The sequence below is a fragment of the Streptomyces sp. NBC_00572 genome (assembly GCF_026341815.1).
In the GTDB taxonomy this organism is placed as follows: domain Bacteria; phylum Actinomycetota; class Actinomycetes; order Streptomycetales; family Streptomycetaceae; genus Streptomyces.
On record NZ_JAPENX010000001.1, the window covers coordinates 2,647,037 to 2,663,405 of the forward strand.

The window sequence follows — 16,369 nt, forward strand, 5'->3', positions numbered from 1 at the left end:
GCCGCCCCCGGACGCCTGGAACACGACCAAGGGTGAGGACAGCGTCATCGCCGTCGTCGACACCGGCGTCGACACCGGCGTCGACCCGCTGGCCGAGCCGGGGCTCGGAAACGTCGACGCGGCGGCGGCCGTACAGGCCGCCGCCGCGTCGAAGGGCTGACCGGAGCAGGTCAGTTGGCGCTGTCGTCGAGGACCGCGCGCAGCGCCTCCGCGAACTCCACCGGGGCACCCTGCTGACCGAACTCGCCGCCCAGGAAGCCGCCGTGGTGGCTCGGGAAGACGGCGAGCGGGGTGCCGACGCCCTCGGCGACGGCGACCGCCGCACGGGCGGCGAACGTCCCCTCGGACTCCTTGCCCGCGGCGACGGCGATCCGGGTCGGCGCGGCGCGCAGGGCGGTGAAGTCGGGGACGTAGGAGGTGCAGCCGCGCATGTTCTGGCCGAGCAGCGGGTCGCCGCGCGAGCCGTCGTCCTCGGCCGGCAGGCCGAACGCGGCCGGGGAGGGCGCGGGCTCCTCGGCCCAGTTCGCCGGGAACTCGCCCTTGCGGCCGGTCAGCGCGAGGAACTTGGCCATCGCGGGTCCCCAGCCCTCCCGCAGATAGGTCGCGTGGACGTCGGCGCAGACCCCCAGGGCCGCCTCCCGGTCCGGGACGACCTGGGCCGTCGGGGGCTCGTGCGCGACGAGGGTGTGCACCAGGTCGCCGCGCCGGGCCACCAGGGCGAGGGCGTTGACGGCGCCGCCGCTGCTCGCGAAGACGTCCACGGGGCCGACGCCGAGTGCCTCGATCAGCCGGGCCAGGTCGTCGGCGTGCTCCTCGGGGAGCGTCTCGGTCGCACCGTCGGTGCGCTCGCTGCGGGCCACTCCGCGCGGGTCGTACGTGACGACGGTCCGGTCGGCGAAGTGGGAGGCGAGCGTGGTGAAGCCGCTCGCGTCCATCGGGGAGCCGATCAGCAGCAGGGGACGCTCGTCGGTCCCGGTGCCGGGGCGAACGTCGTAGCGCAGGGTCGCGCCGGCAGTGACCAGGGTGCGGGTGTCGGTCTCGGCCATGGTGATGTCTCCTCGGTGGTGGGCGCTTCATGGGGGTAGACCCCCGACCCCACCGGAACTCATCGGTCGCGAGCGCCCCTTCGAGCACCCTTTTCCCGGATCCTTCACCCGGATCCTTCACCCGGCGCCCTTACCCGCCGTCCTTGCCAGCCGCCCTTACCCGCCGTCGCAGTCGTGCTCGGCGGGGTCCACCACGACGCGGCCCAACAACCCGCGCAGCAAGGTCTGTTCGGCTTCGGTGAGGTCACCGAAGAGTTCGCGCTCCGCCGCGCTCACCGCCGCGTCGACCCGTTCGAGCGCCACCGCGCCCGCCTCGGTGATCTCCACGATGTGACGGCGCCGGTCGGCCGGGTCGCGGCGCCGCTCGGCGAGCCCATCCGACTCCAACTCATTGAGAATCGCCACCAGTTGACTGGGGTCGACCTCCATGGCGGCGGCCAGCTCCCGCTGACTCATGGACCCGGGGGCGAGCCGCATCAGCGTCATCGCGTTCCTCGGGTGCAGTCCGGCGACGCCCAGGGCCGCGCGGATGCGCGCGCCGGTGAGCTCCCCACGGAAGGAGAGGAGGAAGCCGAGGCGGTCGGTCGGGAGAGCTGCCATGTCGTCCACCGTAGCAACAACCCTATTGTGGAGTGATGGAAATCGTTGATACAGTTCAACGATTGAAGCTCTCGGATCATTGGAGTACGTCCATGTTCATCGGTTATGTCGTCGTCGCGGCGCTGCTCGCCTTCGCGCTCTCCGCCTCCGCCTTCCTGACCTTCACGCGCAACCCGCGGATCGTCGGCAGCATGACCAAGCTGGACGTGCCGGATTCCTGGCTGCCGAGACTGGCGAGCCTGAAGGCGGCGGGCGCGCTCGGCCTGCTCGCGGGGCTCGCCGTGCCGGCACTGGGCGGGGCGGCGGCGATCGGCGTGGCCCTCTACTTCATCGGCGCCCTGATCACCCACCTGCGGGCCAAGGACTACGAGATCGCACCGGTCGTGGTCCTCACCCTGCTCGCGATAGCCGCGCTGACGCTCCGCACGATCTCCGCCTGAGCCCGACCGGGCCGGTCGACCGGAAGAGCCGAACGAGACGCAGCGTCTTGCCAACGGCCTCACTGTGACGTACCTTCGATGAAGCGAGACGAGACGTCTCGTATCACGATTGCCTTGTCGCCGACGCCAGGAGCCGCCCTTGTTCCGTGCCCAACTCACCGAGGTCAGCAAGCGCTACGACGACCGGCACGTCCACCACCGGACCGTGCTCGACCGGGTCATCCTCACCGTCCGCCCCGGCGAGCGCCTCGGCGTCGTCGGCGACAACGGCTCCGGGAAGTCCACCCTCCTCCGGCTCCTCGCCGGTCTGGAGACCCCCGACAACGGCACGGTGACCGTCGACACCCCCGGCGGCCTCGGCCACCTCGCCCAGACCCTGGACCTGCCCGCGACCGCGACCGTCGGTGACGCCGTCGACCACGCGCTCGCTGAAGTGCGGGAGCTGGAGCGGGCGATCCGGGCAGCCGAGGCGGACCTCGCCGTGACCGGTGACCTCGCCGGGTACGCGGAGCTGCTCGCCGTCTACGAGGCCCGGGGCGGCGCCGGGGCCGACCGGCGGGTCGAGACCACCCTCCGACGGCTCGGCGAACCCGGCCCGCTCGACCGCGCCCGGCCGCTCGGCACCCTGTCGGGCGGGCAGCGTTCCCGGCTCGCCCTCGCCGCCGTCCTGTCGGCCGCACCCGAACTGCTGCTGCTCGACGAGCCGACCAACGACCTCGACGACGAGGCCGTGGCCTGGCTTGAGGAGCGGCTGCGCGCCCACCGGGGCACGGTCGTCGTCGTCTCCCACGACCGGGTCTTCCTCGACCGGGTCACCACCGCCGTCCTGGAGGTCGACGAGGACCGCCACACCGTCCGCCGCTACGGCAACGGCTACGCCGGCTACCTCGCCGGACGCGCCGCCGAACGAGCCCGAAGGCAGCGGGAGTACGAGGAGTGGAAAGCCGAACTCGCCCGGTACAGGGCCCTCGCGGACACCCACATCGACCGCTTCTCGGCGATCCCGCGCAAGGCCCCGGCGGCGTTCAGCGGGGCGGGGGCCTTCCGGGCCCGGTCACGGGCGCACGGGGCGATGAGCCGGATCCGGGCCGCCCGCGAGCGGCTCGCCCGGCTGACCACCGACCCGGTACCGGCACCGCCGGAGCCGCTCCGGTTCCGGGCGGAGATCAGCGGGGAAGGCGCGCCCGTCGACCTCGCCGGCATCCGCGTGGACGGCCGGCTCCGGCTCGACGCCCTCCACCTCGACGCGGGTGAGCGGCTCCTGGTCACCGGCCCGAACGGCGCGGGGAAGAGCACCCTGCTGAAAGTGCTCGCGGGTGAACTCGCCCCGGACGCGGGCACGGTGAAGGTGCCCGCCCGGGTGGGAACGCTCCGTCAGGAGACGGCCCCACCCACCGACCCCCGTACGGTGGGCGAGGCCTTCGGAGCGGACCGCACGGGCGAACTGCTCGCCCTCGGTCTCTTCTCCGCCGGGGACCTGACAACCCCGGTCCGGTATCTGTCGACAGGACAGCGCCGGAAACTGGAACTGGCGCGCCTCGTCACCGAACCGGCCGATCTGCTCCTCCTCGACGAGCCGACCAACCATCTGGCCCCGGCGCTCGTGGAGGAGATCGAGGCCGCGCTCGCGCACTACCCGGGCACGCTGGTCGTGGTCACCCACGACCGGCGCCTCAGGGAGGGCTTCCGGGGCCGCCGCCTCGAACTGGCACCGACCCCCACCCTGGTGAGGAGTTAGTCCTCGTCGGAGGAGTCCGCCGCCCCTTCGAGGTCGCCCTCGGTCTCCAGGAACACCTGGCGCAGGGCGGCCAGGGTCTCGGGGTCCGGCTTCTCCCACATGCCGCGCGACTCGGCTTCGAGGAGCCGCTCCGCGATGCCGTGCAGGGCCCAGGGGTTGGCCTCCTTCAGGAAGGCCTGGTTCTCCGGGTCGAGGACGTACTCCTGGGTGAGCTTGTCGTACATCCAGTCGGCGACGACGCCGGTCGTGGCGTCGTACCCGAAGAGGTAGTCGACGGTCGCCGCCAGCTCGAACGCGCCCTTGTAGCCGTGGCGGCGCATCGCCTCGATCCAGCGCGGGTTGACCACGCGGGCGCGGAAGACCCGGGAGGTCTCCTCGACGAGCGTCCGGGTGCGGACGGTCTCGGGGCGGGTGGAGTCGCCGATGTACGCCTCGGGGGCCGTGCCCTTGAGCGCGCGGACGGTCGCCACCATGCCGCCGTGGTACTGGAAGTAGTCGTCGGAGTCGGCGATGTCGTGCTCGCGGGTGTCGGTGTTCTTCGCGGCCACCGCGATCCGCTTGTACGCCGTCTCCATCTCGGCGCGCGCCGGGCGGCCTTCGAGCCCGCGGCCGTACGCGTAGCCGCCCCACACCGTGTACACCTCGGCGAGGTCCGCGTCCGTACGCCAGTCGCGCGAGTCGATCAGCTGGAGGATGCCCGCACCGTACGTGCCCGGCCGGGAGCCGAAGATGCGGGTCGTGGCGCGCCGCTCGTCGCCGTGCTCGGCGAGGTCGGCCTGGGCGTGCGCCCGGACGTAGTTCTCCTCGGCGGACTCGCCCTCAAGGCCCGCGACGAGCCGGACGGCGTCGTCGAGGAGGCCGATGACGTGCGGGAACGCGTCGCGGAAGAAGCCCGAGATGCGCAGGGTGACGTCGACGCGCGGGCGGCCCAGCTCGGCGAGCGGGATCGGCTCCAGGCCGTTCACCCGGCGCGAGGCCTCGTCCCACAGCGGGCGGACGCCGAGCAGGGCGAGCGCCTCGGCGACGTCGTCGCCGGCGGTGCGCATCGCGCTGGTGCCCCACAGGGAGAGGCCGACGGACGTCGGCCACTCGCCGTTGTCGGTGCGGTAGCGCTCCAGGAGGGAGTCGGCGAGCGCCTGCCCGGTCTCCCAGGCGAGCCGGGACGGCACGGCCTTCGGGTCGACGGAGTAGAAGTTCCGGCCGGTCGGCAGGACGTTGACCAGGCCGCGCAGCGGCGAACCGGAGGGTCCGGCCGGGACGAAGCCGCCGTTCAGGGCGTGCACGGCGTGGGTGAGCTCGTCGGTGGTGCCGGCCAGGCGCGGCACGACCTGCTCGCAGGCGAAGCGCAGCACGGCGTGCACCTCGGAGCCGTACGCGGCGGCCACGGCCGCGATCGCGTCCACGGACCAGCCCGCCGCCTCCATGCCCTCGACCAGCTCGCGGGCCTTCGCCTCCGCCTCGTCGGCGGTCGTGCGGGTCGCCGCCGACTCGTCGAGACCGAGAGCCTCGCGCAGACCGGGCAGCGCCTGCGTGCCGCCCCAGATCTGGCGGGCGCGCAGGATCGAGAGGACCAGGTTGACCCGGGCCTCACCCTCCGGGGCGCCGCCGAGGACGTGCAGACCGTCGCGGATCTGGGCGTCCTTGACCTCGCACAGCCAGCCGTCGACGTGCAGCAGGAAGTCGTCGAAGCCGTCGTCCTCGGGGCGCTGCTGCAGGCCCAGGTCGTGGTCGAGCTTGGCGGCCTGGATGAGCGTCCAGATCTGGGCGCGGATCGCGGGCAGCTTCGCCGGGTCCATGGAGGAGATCTGCGCGTACTCGTCGAGCAGCTGCTCCAGGCGCGCGATGTCGCCGTACGAGTCGGCGCGGGCCATCGGCGGCACCAGGTGGTCGACGAGCGTGGCGTGCACGCGGCGCTTGGCCTGGGTGCCCTCGCCCGGGTCGTTGACCAGGAACGGGTAGATCAGCGGGATGTCGCCGAGGGCCGCGTCGGGGCCGCAGGCGGCGGACAGACCGGCGTTCTTGCCGGGCAGCCACTCCAGGTTGCCGTGCTTGCCCAGGTGGACCATGGCATCGGCGCCGAACCCGCCGTCCTCGGCGCGGGCGGCGATCCAGCGGTAGGCGGCCAGGTAGTGGTGGGACGGCGGGAGATCGGGGTCGTGGTAGATCGCGATCGGGTTCTCGCCGAAGCCGCGCGGCGGCTGGATGAGGATCAGCAGGTTCCCGCGGCGCAGGGCCGCGAGGACGATGTCGCCCTCCGGGTTGCGCGACCGGTCCAGGAACATCTCGCCGGGCGCCGGGCCCCAGTGCTCCTCGACGTGGGTGCGCAGCTCCTCGGGGAGCGTCGCGTACCAGCGCTTGTAGTCGGCGGCCGGGATGCGGACCGGGTTCTTGGCGAGCTGCTCCTCCGTCAGCCAGTCCTGGTCGTGGCCGCCGGCCTCGATGAGGGCGTAGATCAGCTCGTCGCCGTCGCCGGAGACGAGGCCGGGAAGGTCGGCCTCGGGGCCGAAGTCGTACCCCTCGGCGATCAGTCGGCGCAGCAGCGAGACGGCGGAGGCGGGGGTGTCCAGGCCGACGGCGTTGCCGATGCGGGAGTGCTTCGTCGGGTACGCGGAGAGGACGAGCGCCAGCCTCTTCTCGGCGTTCGGGATGTGCCGGAGCCGGGCGTGCCGGACGGCGATCCCGGCGACGCGGGCCGCGCGCTCGGCGTCGGCGACGTACGCGGGCAGACCGTCCTCGTCGATCTCCTTGAAGGAGAACGGCACGGTGATGAGCCGGCCGTCGAACTCGGGAACGGCGACCTGGCTGGCGGCGTCCAGCGGGGAGAGACCCTCGTCGTTCTCCTCCCAGGCGGCGCGCGAACCGGTCAGGCAGAGGGCCTGCAGGATCGGCACGTCGAGCGCGGCCAGCGCGCCCGCGTCCCAGGCCTCCTCGTCGCCGCCTGCCTGCGCCTCGGCGGGCTTGGTGCCGCCCGCCGCGAGGACGGTGGTGACGATCGCGTCGGCGGTACGGAGGCGGTCGAGCAGCTCCGGCTCGGGGGCGCGCAGGGATGCCACGTACAGCGGGAGGGCCTGGGCGCCGGCGTCCTCGATCGCCTCGCACAGCGAGTCGACGAAGGCGGTGTTCCCGCTCATGTGGTGGGCGCGGTAGTAGAGCACCGCGATCGTCGGGCCGTCGGTCGTCCGGGGGGTGCGCTCCAGCGGGCCCCAGGTGGGGGCGGCCGCCGGGGACTCGAAGCCGTGACCGGTGAGCAGGACGGTGTCGGAGAGGAAGCGGGCCAGCTGTTCCAGGTTCGCGGGGCCGCCGTGCGCGAGGTAGGCGTGCGCCTCGGTGGCGACGCCGACGGGGACGGTGGACGCCTCCATCAGCTGTGCGTCGGGGGCCTGTTCGCCGCTGAGGACCACCATCGGCTTTCCGGCGGCTCGGACCGCGTCGAGGCCCTCCTCCCAGGAACGGAGGCCGCCGAGGAGCCGTACGACGACCAGCTCGGCCTCGGCCAGCAGGCCGGCCAGGTCGGCGAGGGGAAGGCGGGCGGGGTTGGCGAAGCGGTACTCCACCGGGCCGCCGGCCGCGCGGGCGCTGAGCAGGTCGGTGTCGGAGTGCGACAGCAGCAGAAGCATGGCGAGCGCAGGCCTTCCTCGGGGTTGTCCGCGCCCCGGGTGGTCGTATGGACGGCGGGAGTTCCTGACTCACCGTCCCTGGATCGTGCAGACGCACAGTCCGGGCCGGCTCACAGTGGCGGGACCGCGCCGGATTCTCACCGGGCTTCCTCCCCGGGGTCCTGGGACCCCATGCCGTCTGCATAGTAGATCGTGCGGCCGACGGGCCGGGTCGGGTGGCGCAGTCGGCCGGATCACACTGCGGGCGGGATCGTGCGCCGGGCCCGCCGACGGCTCCGGGCAGGTCGGCTTCCGGGTCCGGGCAGACCGGCGTCCGGCCGCGGGCCGACCCCCTTCCGGCCGCGGGCCGTCAGGCCCCGACCGAGGGCCGGCCATCGCGTCGGCCCCCGGGTCAGCCGTGGCGTCGGCCCCCGGGTCAGCCGTGGCGTCGGCCACCGCGTCGGCCGGATCGCACCCGGTGGCCGCCCGGTGGCCCGTCGGTATGCTCGCCGCCATGCCGCCCACCCCGCCCCCGCCGCCCGACCCGGGCGAACCTCGCATACGGGACCGTGGCGACGCGTGCCCCGGGGCGCTGCGCCTGCACTCCGCCGACGACGGCCGCCTCGCCCGACTCCGCCTGCCCGGAGGCCGCTTGACGTCCCGTCAGGTAGAGCTCCTGGCGGACGCGGCGGAGACCCTGGGCGACGGACGGCTCAGCATCACCTCGCGCGGCAACGCGGAGCTGCGCGGCCTCTCCGAGGGCTGCGGGGCCGAGCTGGCGGCGCTCCTCGCCGAGGCGGGCCTGCTGCCCTCCCCCACGCACGAGCGCGTCCGCAACATCGTCGCCTCCCCGGCCGCCGGCCTCGACGGACTCGGCACCTCCGACGTGCAGTTGTGGGCCCGCGAGCTGGACGCGCTGCTGTGCGCCGCGCCCTGGGCGGCGGCGCTTTCCGGCCGATTCCTCTTCGTCCTCGACGACGGACGCGGTGACGTGGCCGGCCTCGGCGGGGATGTGACCTTGGTCGCAGTGACGTCCGGAGAGGCGGAACTGCACGTCGGCGGGCGGGCCGTCCGGCTCTCCGGCTCCGACGCGCCCGGCGCGGCCCTGGCTGTGGCGGGCGGGTTCCTCACCACGGCGCGGAAGGCCGGAACCGGGGCCTGGCGGGTCCGGGAACTCCCGGAGGGGTACGAGGTGGACGTGGCGGAGTCGGGGGTGACGGCGGAGCCCGTCCACACACCCGTACTCCCCCACGGCTATCCCCCCTCCCCCGGCGTCCTGGGCCCCACCGCCCTCTCCGTGCTCGCGCCCCTCGGCCGTCTCACCGCCGCCCAGCTCCGGGCACTGCTCCCCGCCGAAGAGGTGCGGCTCACGCCGTGGCGCGGCGTCGTCGTGGTCGGGGCCGGCGCCGACCGGCTGCCCGCCCTCGACGCACACGGCCTGATCACCCGTCCCGACTCCCCCTGGGCCGGTGTCACCGCCTGCACCGGGCGGCCAGGCTGCGCCAAGTCCCTCGCCGACGTCCGCGCGGACGCGGCCCCGCGCCCCGCACCCGGCCACGGGCACGGGCACGGCCCCGGCCTCCCCGTGCACTTCTCCGGCTGCGAGCGCCGCTGCGGACACCCGCACGGCGACTGGACCGACGTCCTCGCCACCGCCGGCGGCGACTACCTGGTGGACGGCGTCCCCACCCCCCGAACCGCCCTGCCCGAAGCCGTGACCACGGCCCGCACGACGAGATGAGCGAGAGCAACAGGATGTTCGACTACGAGAAGGACGGGGCGGAGATCTACCGCCAGTCCTTTGCCACGATCCGCGCCGAGGCGGATCTGGCGGGCCTGCCCGCCGACGTCGCCCAGGTGGCGGTCCGGATGATCCACGCCTGCGGCATGACCGACCTCGTCCAGGACATCGCGTACTCCCCCGGGGTCGTCGCGAACGCCCGCGCCGCGCTCCGCGCCGGTGCGCCGGTCCTCTGCGACGCCCAGATGGTCGCGAGCGGTGTCACCAGGCGTCGGCTGCCCGCCGACAACGAGGTGATCTGCACCCTCTCCGACCCGTCCGTGCCGGCGCTCGCCGCCGACCTCGGCACCACCCGCTCCGCCGCCGCCCTCGAACTGTGGCGGGACCGCCTCGAAGGGTCCGTCGTCGCCATCGGCAACGCGCCGACCGCCCTCTTCCACCTCCTGCAGATGGTCGCGGACGGGGCCGGAAAGCCCGCCGCCGTCCTCGGCATACCGGTCGGCTTCATCGGCGCCGCCGAGTCCAAGGAGGCCCTGGCCGCGCAGCAGCTGGGCCTCGACTACCTCGTCGTACGGGGCCGGCGCGGCGGCAGCGCGATGACGGCCGCCGCCATCAACGCGATCGCCCACGAAGCGGAGATCCAGGCATGAGCGAGACCGGAACAGAGGCCGTGAAGGGCAAGCTCTACGGCGTCGGGCTCGGCCCCGGCGACCCGAACCTGATGACGGTGGCCGCCGTGAAGGCCATCGCCGCCGCCGACGTCATCGCGTACCACTCGGCCCGCCACGGCCGTTCCATCGCCCGCTCGATCGCCGCCGAGCACCTCCGTGCGGACCACATCGAGGAGCGGCTGATGTACCCGCTCACGGTGGAGACCACGGACCACCCCGGCGGCTACCGGGGCGCGCTCGACGACTTCTACGAGGAGGCCTCGGCCCGCCTCGCCGCGCACCTCGACGCCGGCCGCACGGTCGCCGTCCTCGCCGAGGGCGACCCGCTGTTCTACGGCTCGTACCAGCACATGCACAAGCGGCTCGCGGACCGCTACGACACCACCGTCATCCCCGGTGTCACCTCGGTGTCCGCCGCCGCGGCCCGGCTCGGTGAGCCGCTGTGCGAGGCGGAGGAGGTCCTCACGATCATCCCCGGCACCCTGCCGGAGGACGAGCTGACGGCCCGCCTCGCGGGCACCGACTCGGCGGTCGTGATGAAGCTCGGCCGCACCTTCCCCGCCGTGAAGCGGGCCCTGGAGCGGGCCGGGCGGCTCGACGACGCCCGGTACGTGGAGCGCGCGTTCATGGCGGGCGAGCGGACCGGGGACCTCGTGGACGTCGACCCCGCGTCCGTCCCGTACTTCTCCGTCGCCGTGCTGCCCTCCCGCATCGACCGGGAACCCGCCGTACGCGAGCGGGGCGAGGTCGTCGTCGTCGGCACCGGACCGGCCGGCGCGCCCTGGCTCACCCCCGAATCGCGCGGCGCGCTCGTCAACGCGGACGTCCTCGTCGGCTACACCACCTACCTGGACCGGGTGCCGGTGCTCCGCCCCGGGCAGATCCGGCACGGCTCCGACAACAAGGTCGAGTCCGAGCGTGCCGAGTTCGCCCTCGACCTGGCCCGCCGCGGCCACCGGGTCGCGGTCGTCTCCGGCGGCGACCCGGGCGTCTTCGCGATGGCCACGGCCGTCCTGGAGGTCGCCTGCGAGCCGGAGTACGCGGACGTGCCCGTACGGGTCCTCCCCGGGGTGACCGCCGCCAACGCGGCCGCCGCCGCCGCGGGCGCCCCCCTCGGCCACGACTACGCGACCATCTCGCTCTCCGACCGGCTCAAGCCCTGGGACGTCATCGAGGCCCGGCTGCGCGCCGCGGCCGCCGCCGACCTGGTCCTCGCGCTCTACAACCCGGGATCGAAGTCCCGTACCCACCAGGTGGCCGCCGCCCGCGACCTCCTGCTCGAACTCCGGTCGCCCGAGACCCCGGTGGTCGTCGCCCGTGATGTCGGCGGCCCCGAGCAGTCGGTCCGGGTGGTGACTCTGAAGGCCCTGGAGCCCTCCGAGGTCGACATGCGCACCCTGCTGCTCATCGGCTCCTCGCAGACGCGTGCGGTGGAGCGGGCCGACGGCCGGACGATCACGTGGACGCCGCGCCGCTACGGGTAGGCGCGACGGGGCCTGCTGACGGGTGACCGACAGCGGGCCCACTGGCGGAGGAAGGTGCCGAGACCCTAGTCGCCCGGGCAATCGACGCGGACTGTCCCGCCGTCCGGGGAGAACGGCACTCCGGTGGGGCCGACGGCGTTGCGCAACTGCACCCAGGCCGCCGCTTCTTCCGGCGTCGCCGCCACCGGGACGCCCTCCGGGACCGGGGGGCGGCGGACGACGACGACCGGGAGGCCCGCCTCGCGGGCCGCGGTCAGTTTCGGGGCGGTCGCCGCGCCGCCGCTGTCCTTCGTCACCAGGACGTCGATCCGGTGGCGGGCGAGGATCTCCCGTTCGCCGTCCAGGGTGAACGGGCCCCGGTCGAGGAGGACCTCGGTGCGGGCCGGCATCGGGGCGTCCGGGGCGTCCACCGAGCGGACCAGGAACCACTCCGGGCGGTCCGCGAAGGCCGCGAGGCCCATCCGGCCCGTGGTCAGGAAGACCCGGTCGCCGAGGCCGTCCAGGGCCCCGGCCGCCTCCTCCAGGGACGCCACGGAGCGCCAGTCGTCGCCGTCCCCCGGGACCCAGCCGGGGCGGCGCAGCGCGAGCAGGGGAACATGGGCGGTGGCGGCCGCCCGGGCCGCGTTGAAGCTGATCCGCTCGGCGAAGGGATGCGTGGCGTCGATGACCGCGTCCACGGCGTGCGCGCCGATCCACTCCACGAGCCCGTCGACGCCCCCGAACCCGCCGATCCGGACCTCGCCCTCGGGCAGCCGGGGACTCGCCACCCGTCCCGCGAGGGAGCTGGTGACCCGGGCCCGGCCGTGCAGCAGGCCCGCGAGGGCGCGGGCCTCGGTGGTCCCCCCGAGAATGAGTATGTGCACAGGAGCCTCTTCGTGACTTCAGGCGGCGGGCGTGAGGCCCAACTCAAGCACACCGGTCTCCGCCCGGGCTGGACCACGGGTGCCTGCGCGACGGCGGCCACGACGGCCGCGTACACGGCGCTCCTGACCGGCGACTTCCCGGACCCGGTGACCATCACGCTGCCGAAGGGCCAGACCCCGTCCTTCGCGCTGACGGCGGAGTCCCTCGACGCCGGTACGGCCATGGCCGCCGTGACCAAGGACGCGGGTGACGACCCGGACGTCACGCACGGGGCCGTGATCCGCTCGACGGTACGGCTCCTGCCGGCCGGCTCCGGCGTCGTCTTCCGGGCGGGCGAGGGCGTCGGCACGGTCACCCTGCCGGGGCTTCCCCTGGAGGTCGGCGAGCCGGCGATCAACCCGGTGCCCCGGCAGCTGATGCGGGAGCACGTGGCGGAGGTCGCGGCCCGGCACGGCGGGAGCGGCGACGTCGAGATCACCGTCTCCGTCGACAACGGAGCCGAGATCGCCCGCTCCACCTGGAACCCCCGGATCGGCATCCTGGGCGGCCTGTCGATCCTCGGCACGACGGGTGTCGTGGTCCCGTACTCGTGCTCGGCGTGGATCGACTCGATCCGCCGGGGTGTGGACGTGGCCCGCGCGGGCGGTCTGACGCATGTGGCGGGCTGCACGGGATCGACGTCCGAGCGGACCGTCTCCACCCTCTACGACCTGCCGGAGATCGCACTCCTCGACATGGGCGACTTCGCGGGCGCGGTCCTCAAGTACATCCGCCGCCACCCGGTCGACCGCCTCACGATCTGCGGCGGCTTCGCGAAGCTCTCCAAGCTGGCCGCCGGCCATCTGGACCTCCACTCGGCCCGCTCCCAGGTCGACAAGGGCTTCCTCGCCGACCTGGCCCGCACCGGCGGCGCCTCCGAGGCCCTCGCCGCGGAGATCGCCGAAGCCAACACGGGCCTCGCCGCGCTCCGCCTCTGCGAGGCCGCCGGCGTGCCCCTCGGCGACCTCGTCGCCGCCCGCGCCCGCGACGAGTCCCTCGCGGTCCTGCGGGGCGCTCCGGTGGCGGTGGACGTGATCTGCATCGACCGGGCGGGGACGGTGGTGGGCCGGTCGGAGGCGGCGGGGCCGGGCGCGTAGCCGCGGCGCCGCGGCCGCCTCCTGTCCGCGGTCAGGCCGTCGGGTAGCCGATCTCGGTCACGTCCTCGGCGAGGTCCGCGAGCGTCACCTCGGGGTTGAGGGCGGCGACGACCTCGGCCGTCAGCGGGCGCAGGGCGAGGAGGTGGCGAACCGCCTCGATGTCGACCGGGCGCTCGTAGTAGTCCGAAGCCCACTCCGCGTACGCCTCCGCCGAGCGGTCCGTCAGCAGGTGGAAGAGACGCCCGGAGCCGTCCGGGTCCTCGCCGTCCTCCAGGTCCGTGAACTCCACCGGGCCCGTGTGCCAGGCCGTGTCCGCGGGCTCGCGCCACAGGCAGGCGGTCGTCACGTGGACCCCGTCCTCGTCGGTGAACGCGGGCTCCGTCAGGTACTCCCGGAACGCCTCCGGGACCCCGTCGATCACCCCGGGCCAGGTCTGCCCGTCCGCGAGCGGCCCGAACGGGCTCATCGGCGACTCGTGGTCGAAGGCCCGCGCGAAAGCCCCCGCCGGCGAGAGGACGATCGTGTACTCGCCGCCCGAACCGTCCTTCATCGACGCCAGCTGCTCGCGCTCCGACCAGTGGGCGTCGAAGGAGTAGTACCGGCTCTCCCACTCCGGGCAGAGCACGGCCTCCACCATCGCGAGCCCCCGGCTGTGGTCGCGCAGTTCCTCGATACCCGGCAGCGCCCGGGCCACGTCGTAGACAGTCACCCCTCCATGAGACCGCACGCCACTGACGGCCGACATGCGGCCCCCCGGTCACGAACCTAGGCTTACCAGCACATACCCCCCGAGCGAGAGGGAGCCCCATGGCCAAGCGAGGCAACAAGAGGCGCGCCCGCAAGAAGAAGAACGCCAATCACGGCAAGCGGCCGAACGCCTGATGTACGGCGCCTGGCTTACGGCGCCCGACGTACGGCGCTGACGTACGGCGCCCGACGTCGGAACACCCGACGTCCACGCGCCGGGGCCCCGGGGATCGGACTCCCCGGGGCCCCGGCGCGTGCGCAGACGGAGATCAGCAGATGTGCCGGTCGCGCGCCGGGTCGTACAGGTGGCTGTCGCGGAACTCCGAGGCCGCGAGCGTGCGGCCGACCAGGATGACGGCCGTCTTCGTGATGCCGGCCTCCTTCAGCTGGGCCGCGATGTCCGCCAGGGTGCCCCGCAGCACGATCTCGTCGGGGCGGCTGGCCATGGCGACGACCGCGGCCGGGCAGTCCGCGCCGTAGTGGGGGACGAGTTCCCCGACGACCCGGTCCACATAACGGGCGGCCAGGTGGAGGACGAGCAGCGCGCCGCTGCGGCCCAGGGTCGCCAGGTCCTCGCCCTCCGGCATGGGCGTGGCCTGCTGCGCGATGCGGGTGAGGATGACGGTCTGGCCGACCGTCGGGACGGTCAGCTCCCGCTTCAGCGCGGCAGCGGCCGCGGCGAAGGCCGGGACGCCGGGGACGACCTCGTACGGGATGCCCGCGGCGTCCAGGCGTCGCATCTGCTCGGCCATCGCGCTGAACACCGACGGGTCGCCCGAGTGCAGCCGGGCCACGTCCTGCCCTGCCTCGTGGGCGGCGGCGATCTCGGCGACGATCCCGTCCAGGTCCATCCGCGCCGTGTCGACGAGCTTCGCGTCCGGCGGGCACTCGGCGAGCAACTCGACGGGGACGAGGGAACCGGCGTACAGGCAGACCCCGCACTTCGCGAGCGTCCGCGCGCCGCGCACGGTGATCAGGTCGGCCGCGCCGGGGCCCGCGCCGATGAAGTAGACGGTCATGCTTCCTCTTCCTTGGTGACGGACCACTGGGTGACCGGCATCGCCTGGCGCCAGCCGGTGAAGCCGCCGACGGGGACCGCGGCGGCGACGGCGAGCCGGATCAGTTCGCCGCCGTGGCGGCGGTAGCGGTCGGCGAGCAGCGCCTCGGATTCCAGCGTCACGGTGTTGGCGACGAGCCGGCCGCCGGCCGGGAGCGCGTCCCAGCAGGCGTCGAGGAGGCCGGGTGCGGTGAGGCCGCCACCGATGAAGATCGCGTCGGGGGCGTCCAGGCCGGTGAGGGCGGCGGGCGCCGGGCCCGTGACCACCCGCAGGCCGGGGACGCCGAGGGCGTCGGCGTTCCGCTCGATCCGCGCCGCGCGTTCCGGTGACTTCTCGACCGCGAGCGCCCGGCAGGAGCGGTGCGTCCGCATCCATTCGATGCCGATGGAGCCGGAGCCGCCGCCGATGTCCCAGAGGAGTTCGCCGGGCGCGGGCGCGAGGGCGGCGAGCGTGGCGGCCCGTACGTACCGCTTGGTGAGCTGCCCGTCGTGTTCGTACGCCTCGTCCGGCAGTCCGGGCACGGCGCCGAGCCGGAGCGCGTCCGGGTCCCGTACGCAGTCGAGCGCGAGGACATGGAGCGCGTCGGTCCGCTCGTACGGCCAGTCGGCGGCGGTCGCGTCGAGGAGCCGCTCACGGGGCCCGCCGAGCTGTTCGAGGACCCGGACGCGGGTGCCGCCCCAGCCGGTCTCCCGGAGCAGGGCCGCGACCCGGGCGGGGGTCTCGGGGCCTTCGCCGAGGACGAGGAGCCTGCGCCCCGGGTGGAGCGCGGCGGACAGCGCGGCGAGCGGCCGGGCGACGAGCGAGACGGTCTCGACGGCCTCCAGGGGCCAGCCGAGGCGGGCGGAGGCGTACGAGACGGAGGAGGGGTGCGGGTGGATCCGGAGGCGGTCGGCGCCGACGCTTTCGGCGAGGGTGCGGCCGATGCCGTAGAAGGACGGGTCACCGCTGGCGAGGACCGCGATGGTCCGGCCCTGGTGGGCGGCGAGCAGTCCGGGGACGGCCGGGCGGAGCGGGGAGGGCCAGGTGATCCGCTCGCCGGGGCAGTCGTCGCCGGGCAGCAGGTCGAGCTGACGGGGGGCGCCGATCAGGACCTCGGCGTCGCGCAGGACGCGGCGGGAACCCTCGGGGAGCCCGTCCCAGCCGTCCGCGCCGATTCCGACGACCGCTATCGCACCGTTCACCTGCGTGACTTTACGTGAGGGCCGTTTTCCGGCGGTACGTGGCGGGTCCCACTCGGGCGGCCTCGTC

General features: G+C 74.2%; 13 protein-coding genes and 1 riboswitch. Of the genes, 6 read left to right on the forward strand and 7 right to left on the reverse strand.

Features of this window, described 5'->3' with window-relative positions; all coding sequences use genetic code 11:
- Window positions 1-170: 170 nt before the first annotated feature.
- Together OG514_RS12110 and OG514_RS12115 are read right to left on the reverse strand one after the other, a co-directional pair.
- Window positions 171-1,046: an alpha/beta fold hydrolase gene (locus OG514_RS12110; RefSeq protein ID WP_266893772.1), complete on the reverse strand. Its 876-nt coding sequence runs from the start codon at window positions 1,044-1,046 to the stop codon at window positions 171-173.
- A gap of 156 nt (window positions 1,047-1,202) precedes the next feature.
- Window positions 1,203-1,646 (reverse strand): MarR family winged helix-turn-helix transcriptional regulator, encoded by a 444-nt coding sequence (locus OG514_RS12115; RefSeq protein ID WP_266893774.1) that lies wholly within the window; start codon window positions 1,644-1,646, stop codon window positions 1,203-1,205.
- Between the two features lie 92 nt (window positions 1,647-1,738).
- On the opposite strand from OG514_RS12115, the gene OG514_RS12120 reads away from it, so the two are divergent.
- Together OG514_RS12120 and abc-f are read left to right on the forward strand one after the other, a co-directional pair.
- Entirely contained in the window at window positions 1,739-2,086 is a 348-nt protein-coding gene (locus tag OG514_RS12120) for a DoxX family protein (RefSeq protein WP_266893776.1), read from the forward strand.
- Between the two features lie 139 nt (window positions 2,087-2,225).
- Window positions 2,226-3,824 (forward strand): ribosomal protection-like ABC-F family protein, encoded by a 1,599-nt coding sequence (gene abc-f / locus OG514_RS12125; RefSeq protein WP_266893778.1) that lies wholly within the window; start codon window positions 2,226-2,228, stop codon window positions 3,822-3,824.
- Here the strand turns inward: abc-f and cobN are convergent.
- A complete protein-coding gene (gene cobN / locus OG514_RS12130) occupies window positions 3,821-7,441 on the reverse strand; it encodes a cobaltochelatase subunit CobN (RefSeq protein ID WP_266893780.1) in 3,621 nt (1,206 codons plus the stop codon). The genes abc-f and cobN overlap by 4 nt on opposite strands.
- A 35-nt stretch (window positions 7,442-7,476) precedes the next feature.
- Window positions 7,477-7,635: riboswitch (cobalamin riboswitch) on the reverse strand.
- A 287-nt stretch (window positions 7,636-7,922) separates the two neighbouring features.
- On the opposite strand from cobN, the gene OG514_RS12135 reads away from it, so the two are divergent.
- The 3 genes from OG514_RS12135 to cobJ are packed head-to-tail and all read left to right on the forward strand — an operon-like array spanning window position 7,923 to window position 11,316.
- The gene (locus OG514_RS12135; protein WP_266900826.1) at window positions 7,923-9,161 is read left to right on the forward strand and encodes a cobalamin biosynthesis protein CobG; all 1,239 of its coding nucleotides are present in this window, start codon (window positions 7,923-7,925) and stop codon (window positions 9,159-9,161) included.
- 14 nt (window positions 9,162-9,175) lie between these two features.
- On the forward strand, window positions 9,176-9,811 hold the full coding sequence (locus tag OG514_RS12140; RefSeq protein WP_266900827.1) for a precorrin-8X methylmutase: 636 nt from the start codon (window positions 9,176-9,178) through the stop codon (window positions 9,809-9,811).
- The gene (gene cobJ, locus OG514_RS12145; protein WP_266893782.1) at window positions 9,808-11,316 is read left to right on the forward strand and encodes a precorrin-3B C(17)-methyltransferase; all 1,509 of its coding nucleotides are present in this window, start codon (window positions 9,808-9,810) and stop codon (window positions 11,314-11,316) included. The genes OG514_RS12140 and cobJ overlap by 4 nt, the downstream gene beginning before the upstream one ends.
- 65 nt (window positions 11,317-11,381) lie before the next feature.
- Here cobJ and OG514_RS12150 read toward each other — a convergent pair whose 3' ends face one another.
- Window positions 11,382-12,179, reverse strand: coding sequence for a cobalt-precorrin-6A reductase (locus OG514_RS12150; protein WP_266893784.1), 798 nt, complete (start codon window positions 12,177-12,179; stop codon window positions 11,382-11,384).
- Between the two features lie 12 nt (window positions 12,180-12,191).
- Between OG514_RS12150 and OG514_RS12155 the strand changes: the two genes are divergently transcribed.
- Window positions 12,192-13,316: a cobalt-precorrin-5B (C(1))-methyltransferase gene (locus tag OG514_RS12155; RefSeq protein ID WP_266893786.1), complete on the forward strand. Its 1,125-nt coding sequence runs from the start codon at window positions 12,192-12,194 to the stop codon at window positions 13,314-13,316.
- Window positions 13,317-13,347: 31 nt separating this feature from the next.
- On the opposite strand, the gene OG514_RS12160 is transcribed toward OG514_RS12155, so the two are convergent.
- From OG514_RS12160 to cbiE, 3 genes are all read right to left on the reverse strand, one after another.
- A complete protein-coding gene (locus OG514_RS12160; RefSeq protein ID WP_266893788.1) occupies window positions 13,348-14,061 on the reverse strand; it encodes a hypothetical protein in 714 nt (237 codons plus the stop codon).
- A gap of 271 nt (window positions 14,062-14,332) precedes the next feature.
- A complete protein-coding gene (gene cobM, locus OG514_RS12165) occupies window positions 14,333-15,082 on the reverse strand; it encodes a precorrin-4 C(11)-methyltransferase (RefSeq protein ID WP_266893790.1) in 750 nt (249 codons plus the stop codon).
- A complete protein-coding gene (cbiE, locus tag OG514_RS12170) occupies window positions 15,079-16,302 on the reverse strand; it encodes a precorrin-6y C5,15-methyltransferase (decarboxylating) subunit CbiE (RefSeq protein WP_266893792.1) in 1,224 nt (407 codons plus the stop codon). Before cbiE ends, cobM begins: the two co-directional genes overlap by 4 nt.
- Window positions 16,303-16,369 lie beyond the last annotated feature (67 nt).

Bases quoted from the DNA above. Each gene is read 5' to 3' on its own strand.
- cobM (WP_266893790.1), bottom strand. From the start codon at position 15,082: ATGACCGTCTACTTCATCGGCGCGGGCCCCGGCGCGGCCGACCTGATC.
- OG514_RS12160 (WP_266893788.1), bottom strand. From the start codon at position 14,061: ATGTCGGCCGTCAGTGGCGTGCGGTCTCATGGAGGGGTGACTGTCTAC.
- OG514_RS12135 (WP_266900826.1), top strand. From the start codon at position 7,923: ATGCTCGCCGCCATGCCGCCCACCCCGCCCCCGCCGCCCGACCCGGGC.
- cobN (WP_266893780.1), bottom strand. From the start codon at position 7,441: ATGCTTCTGCTGCTGTCGCACTCCGACACCGACCTGCTCAGCGCCCGC.
- OG514_RS12140 (WP_266900827.1), top strand. From the start codon at position 9,176: ATGTTCGACTACGAGAAGGACGGGGCGGAGATCTACCGCCAGTCCTTT.
- OG514_RS12110 (WP_266893772.1), bottom strand. From the start codon at position 1,046: ATGGCCGAGACCGACACCCGCACCCTGGTCACTGCCGGCGCGACCCTG.
- OG514_RS12115 (WP_266893774.1), bottom strand. From the start codon at position 1,646: ATGGCAGCTCTCCCGACCGACCGCCTCGGCTTCCTCCTCTCCTTCCGT.
- cobJ (WP_266893782.1), top strand. From the start codon at position 9,808: ATGAGCGAGACCGGAACAGAGGCCGTGAAGGGCAAGCTCTACGGCGTC.
- OG514_RS12120 (WP_266893776.1), top strand. From the start codon at position 1,739: ATGTTCATCGGTTATGTCGTCGTCGCGGCGCTGCTCGCCTTCGCGCTC.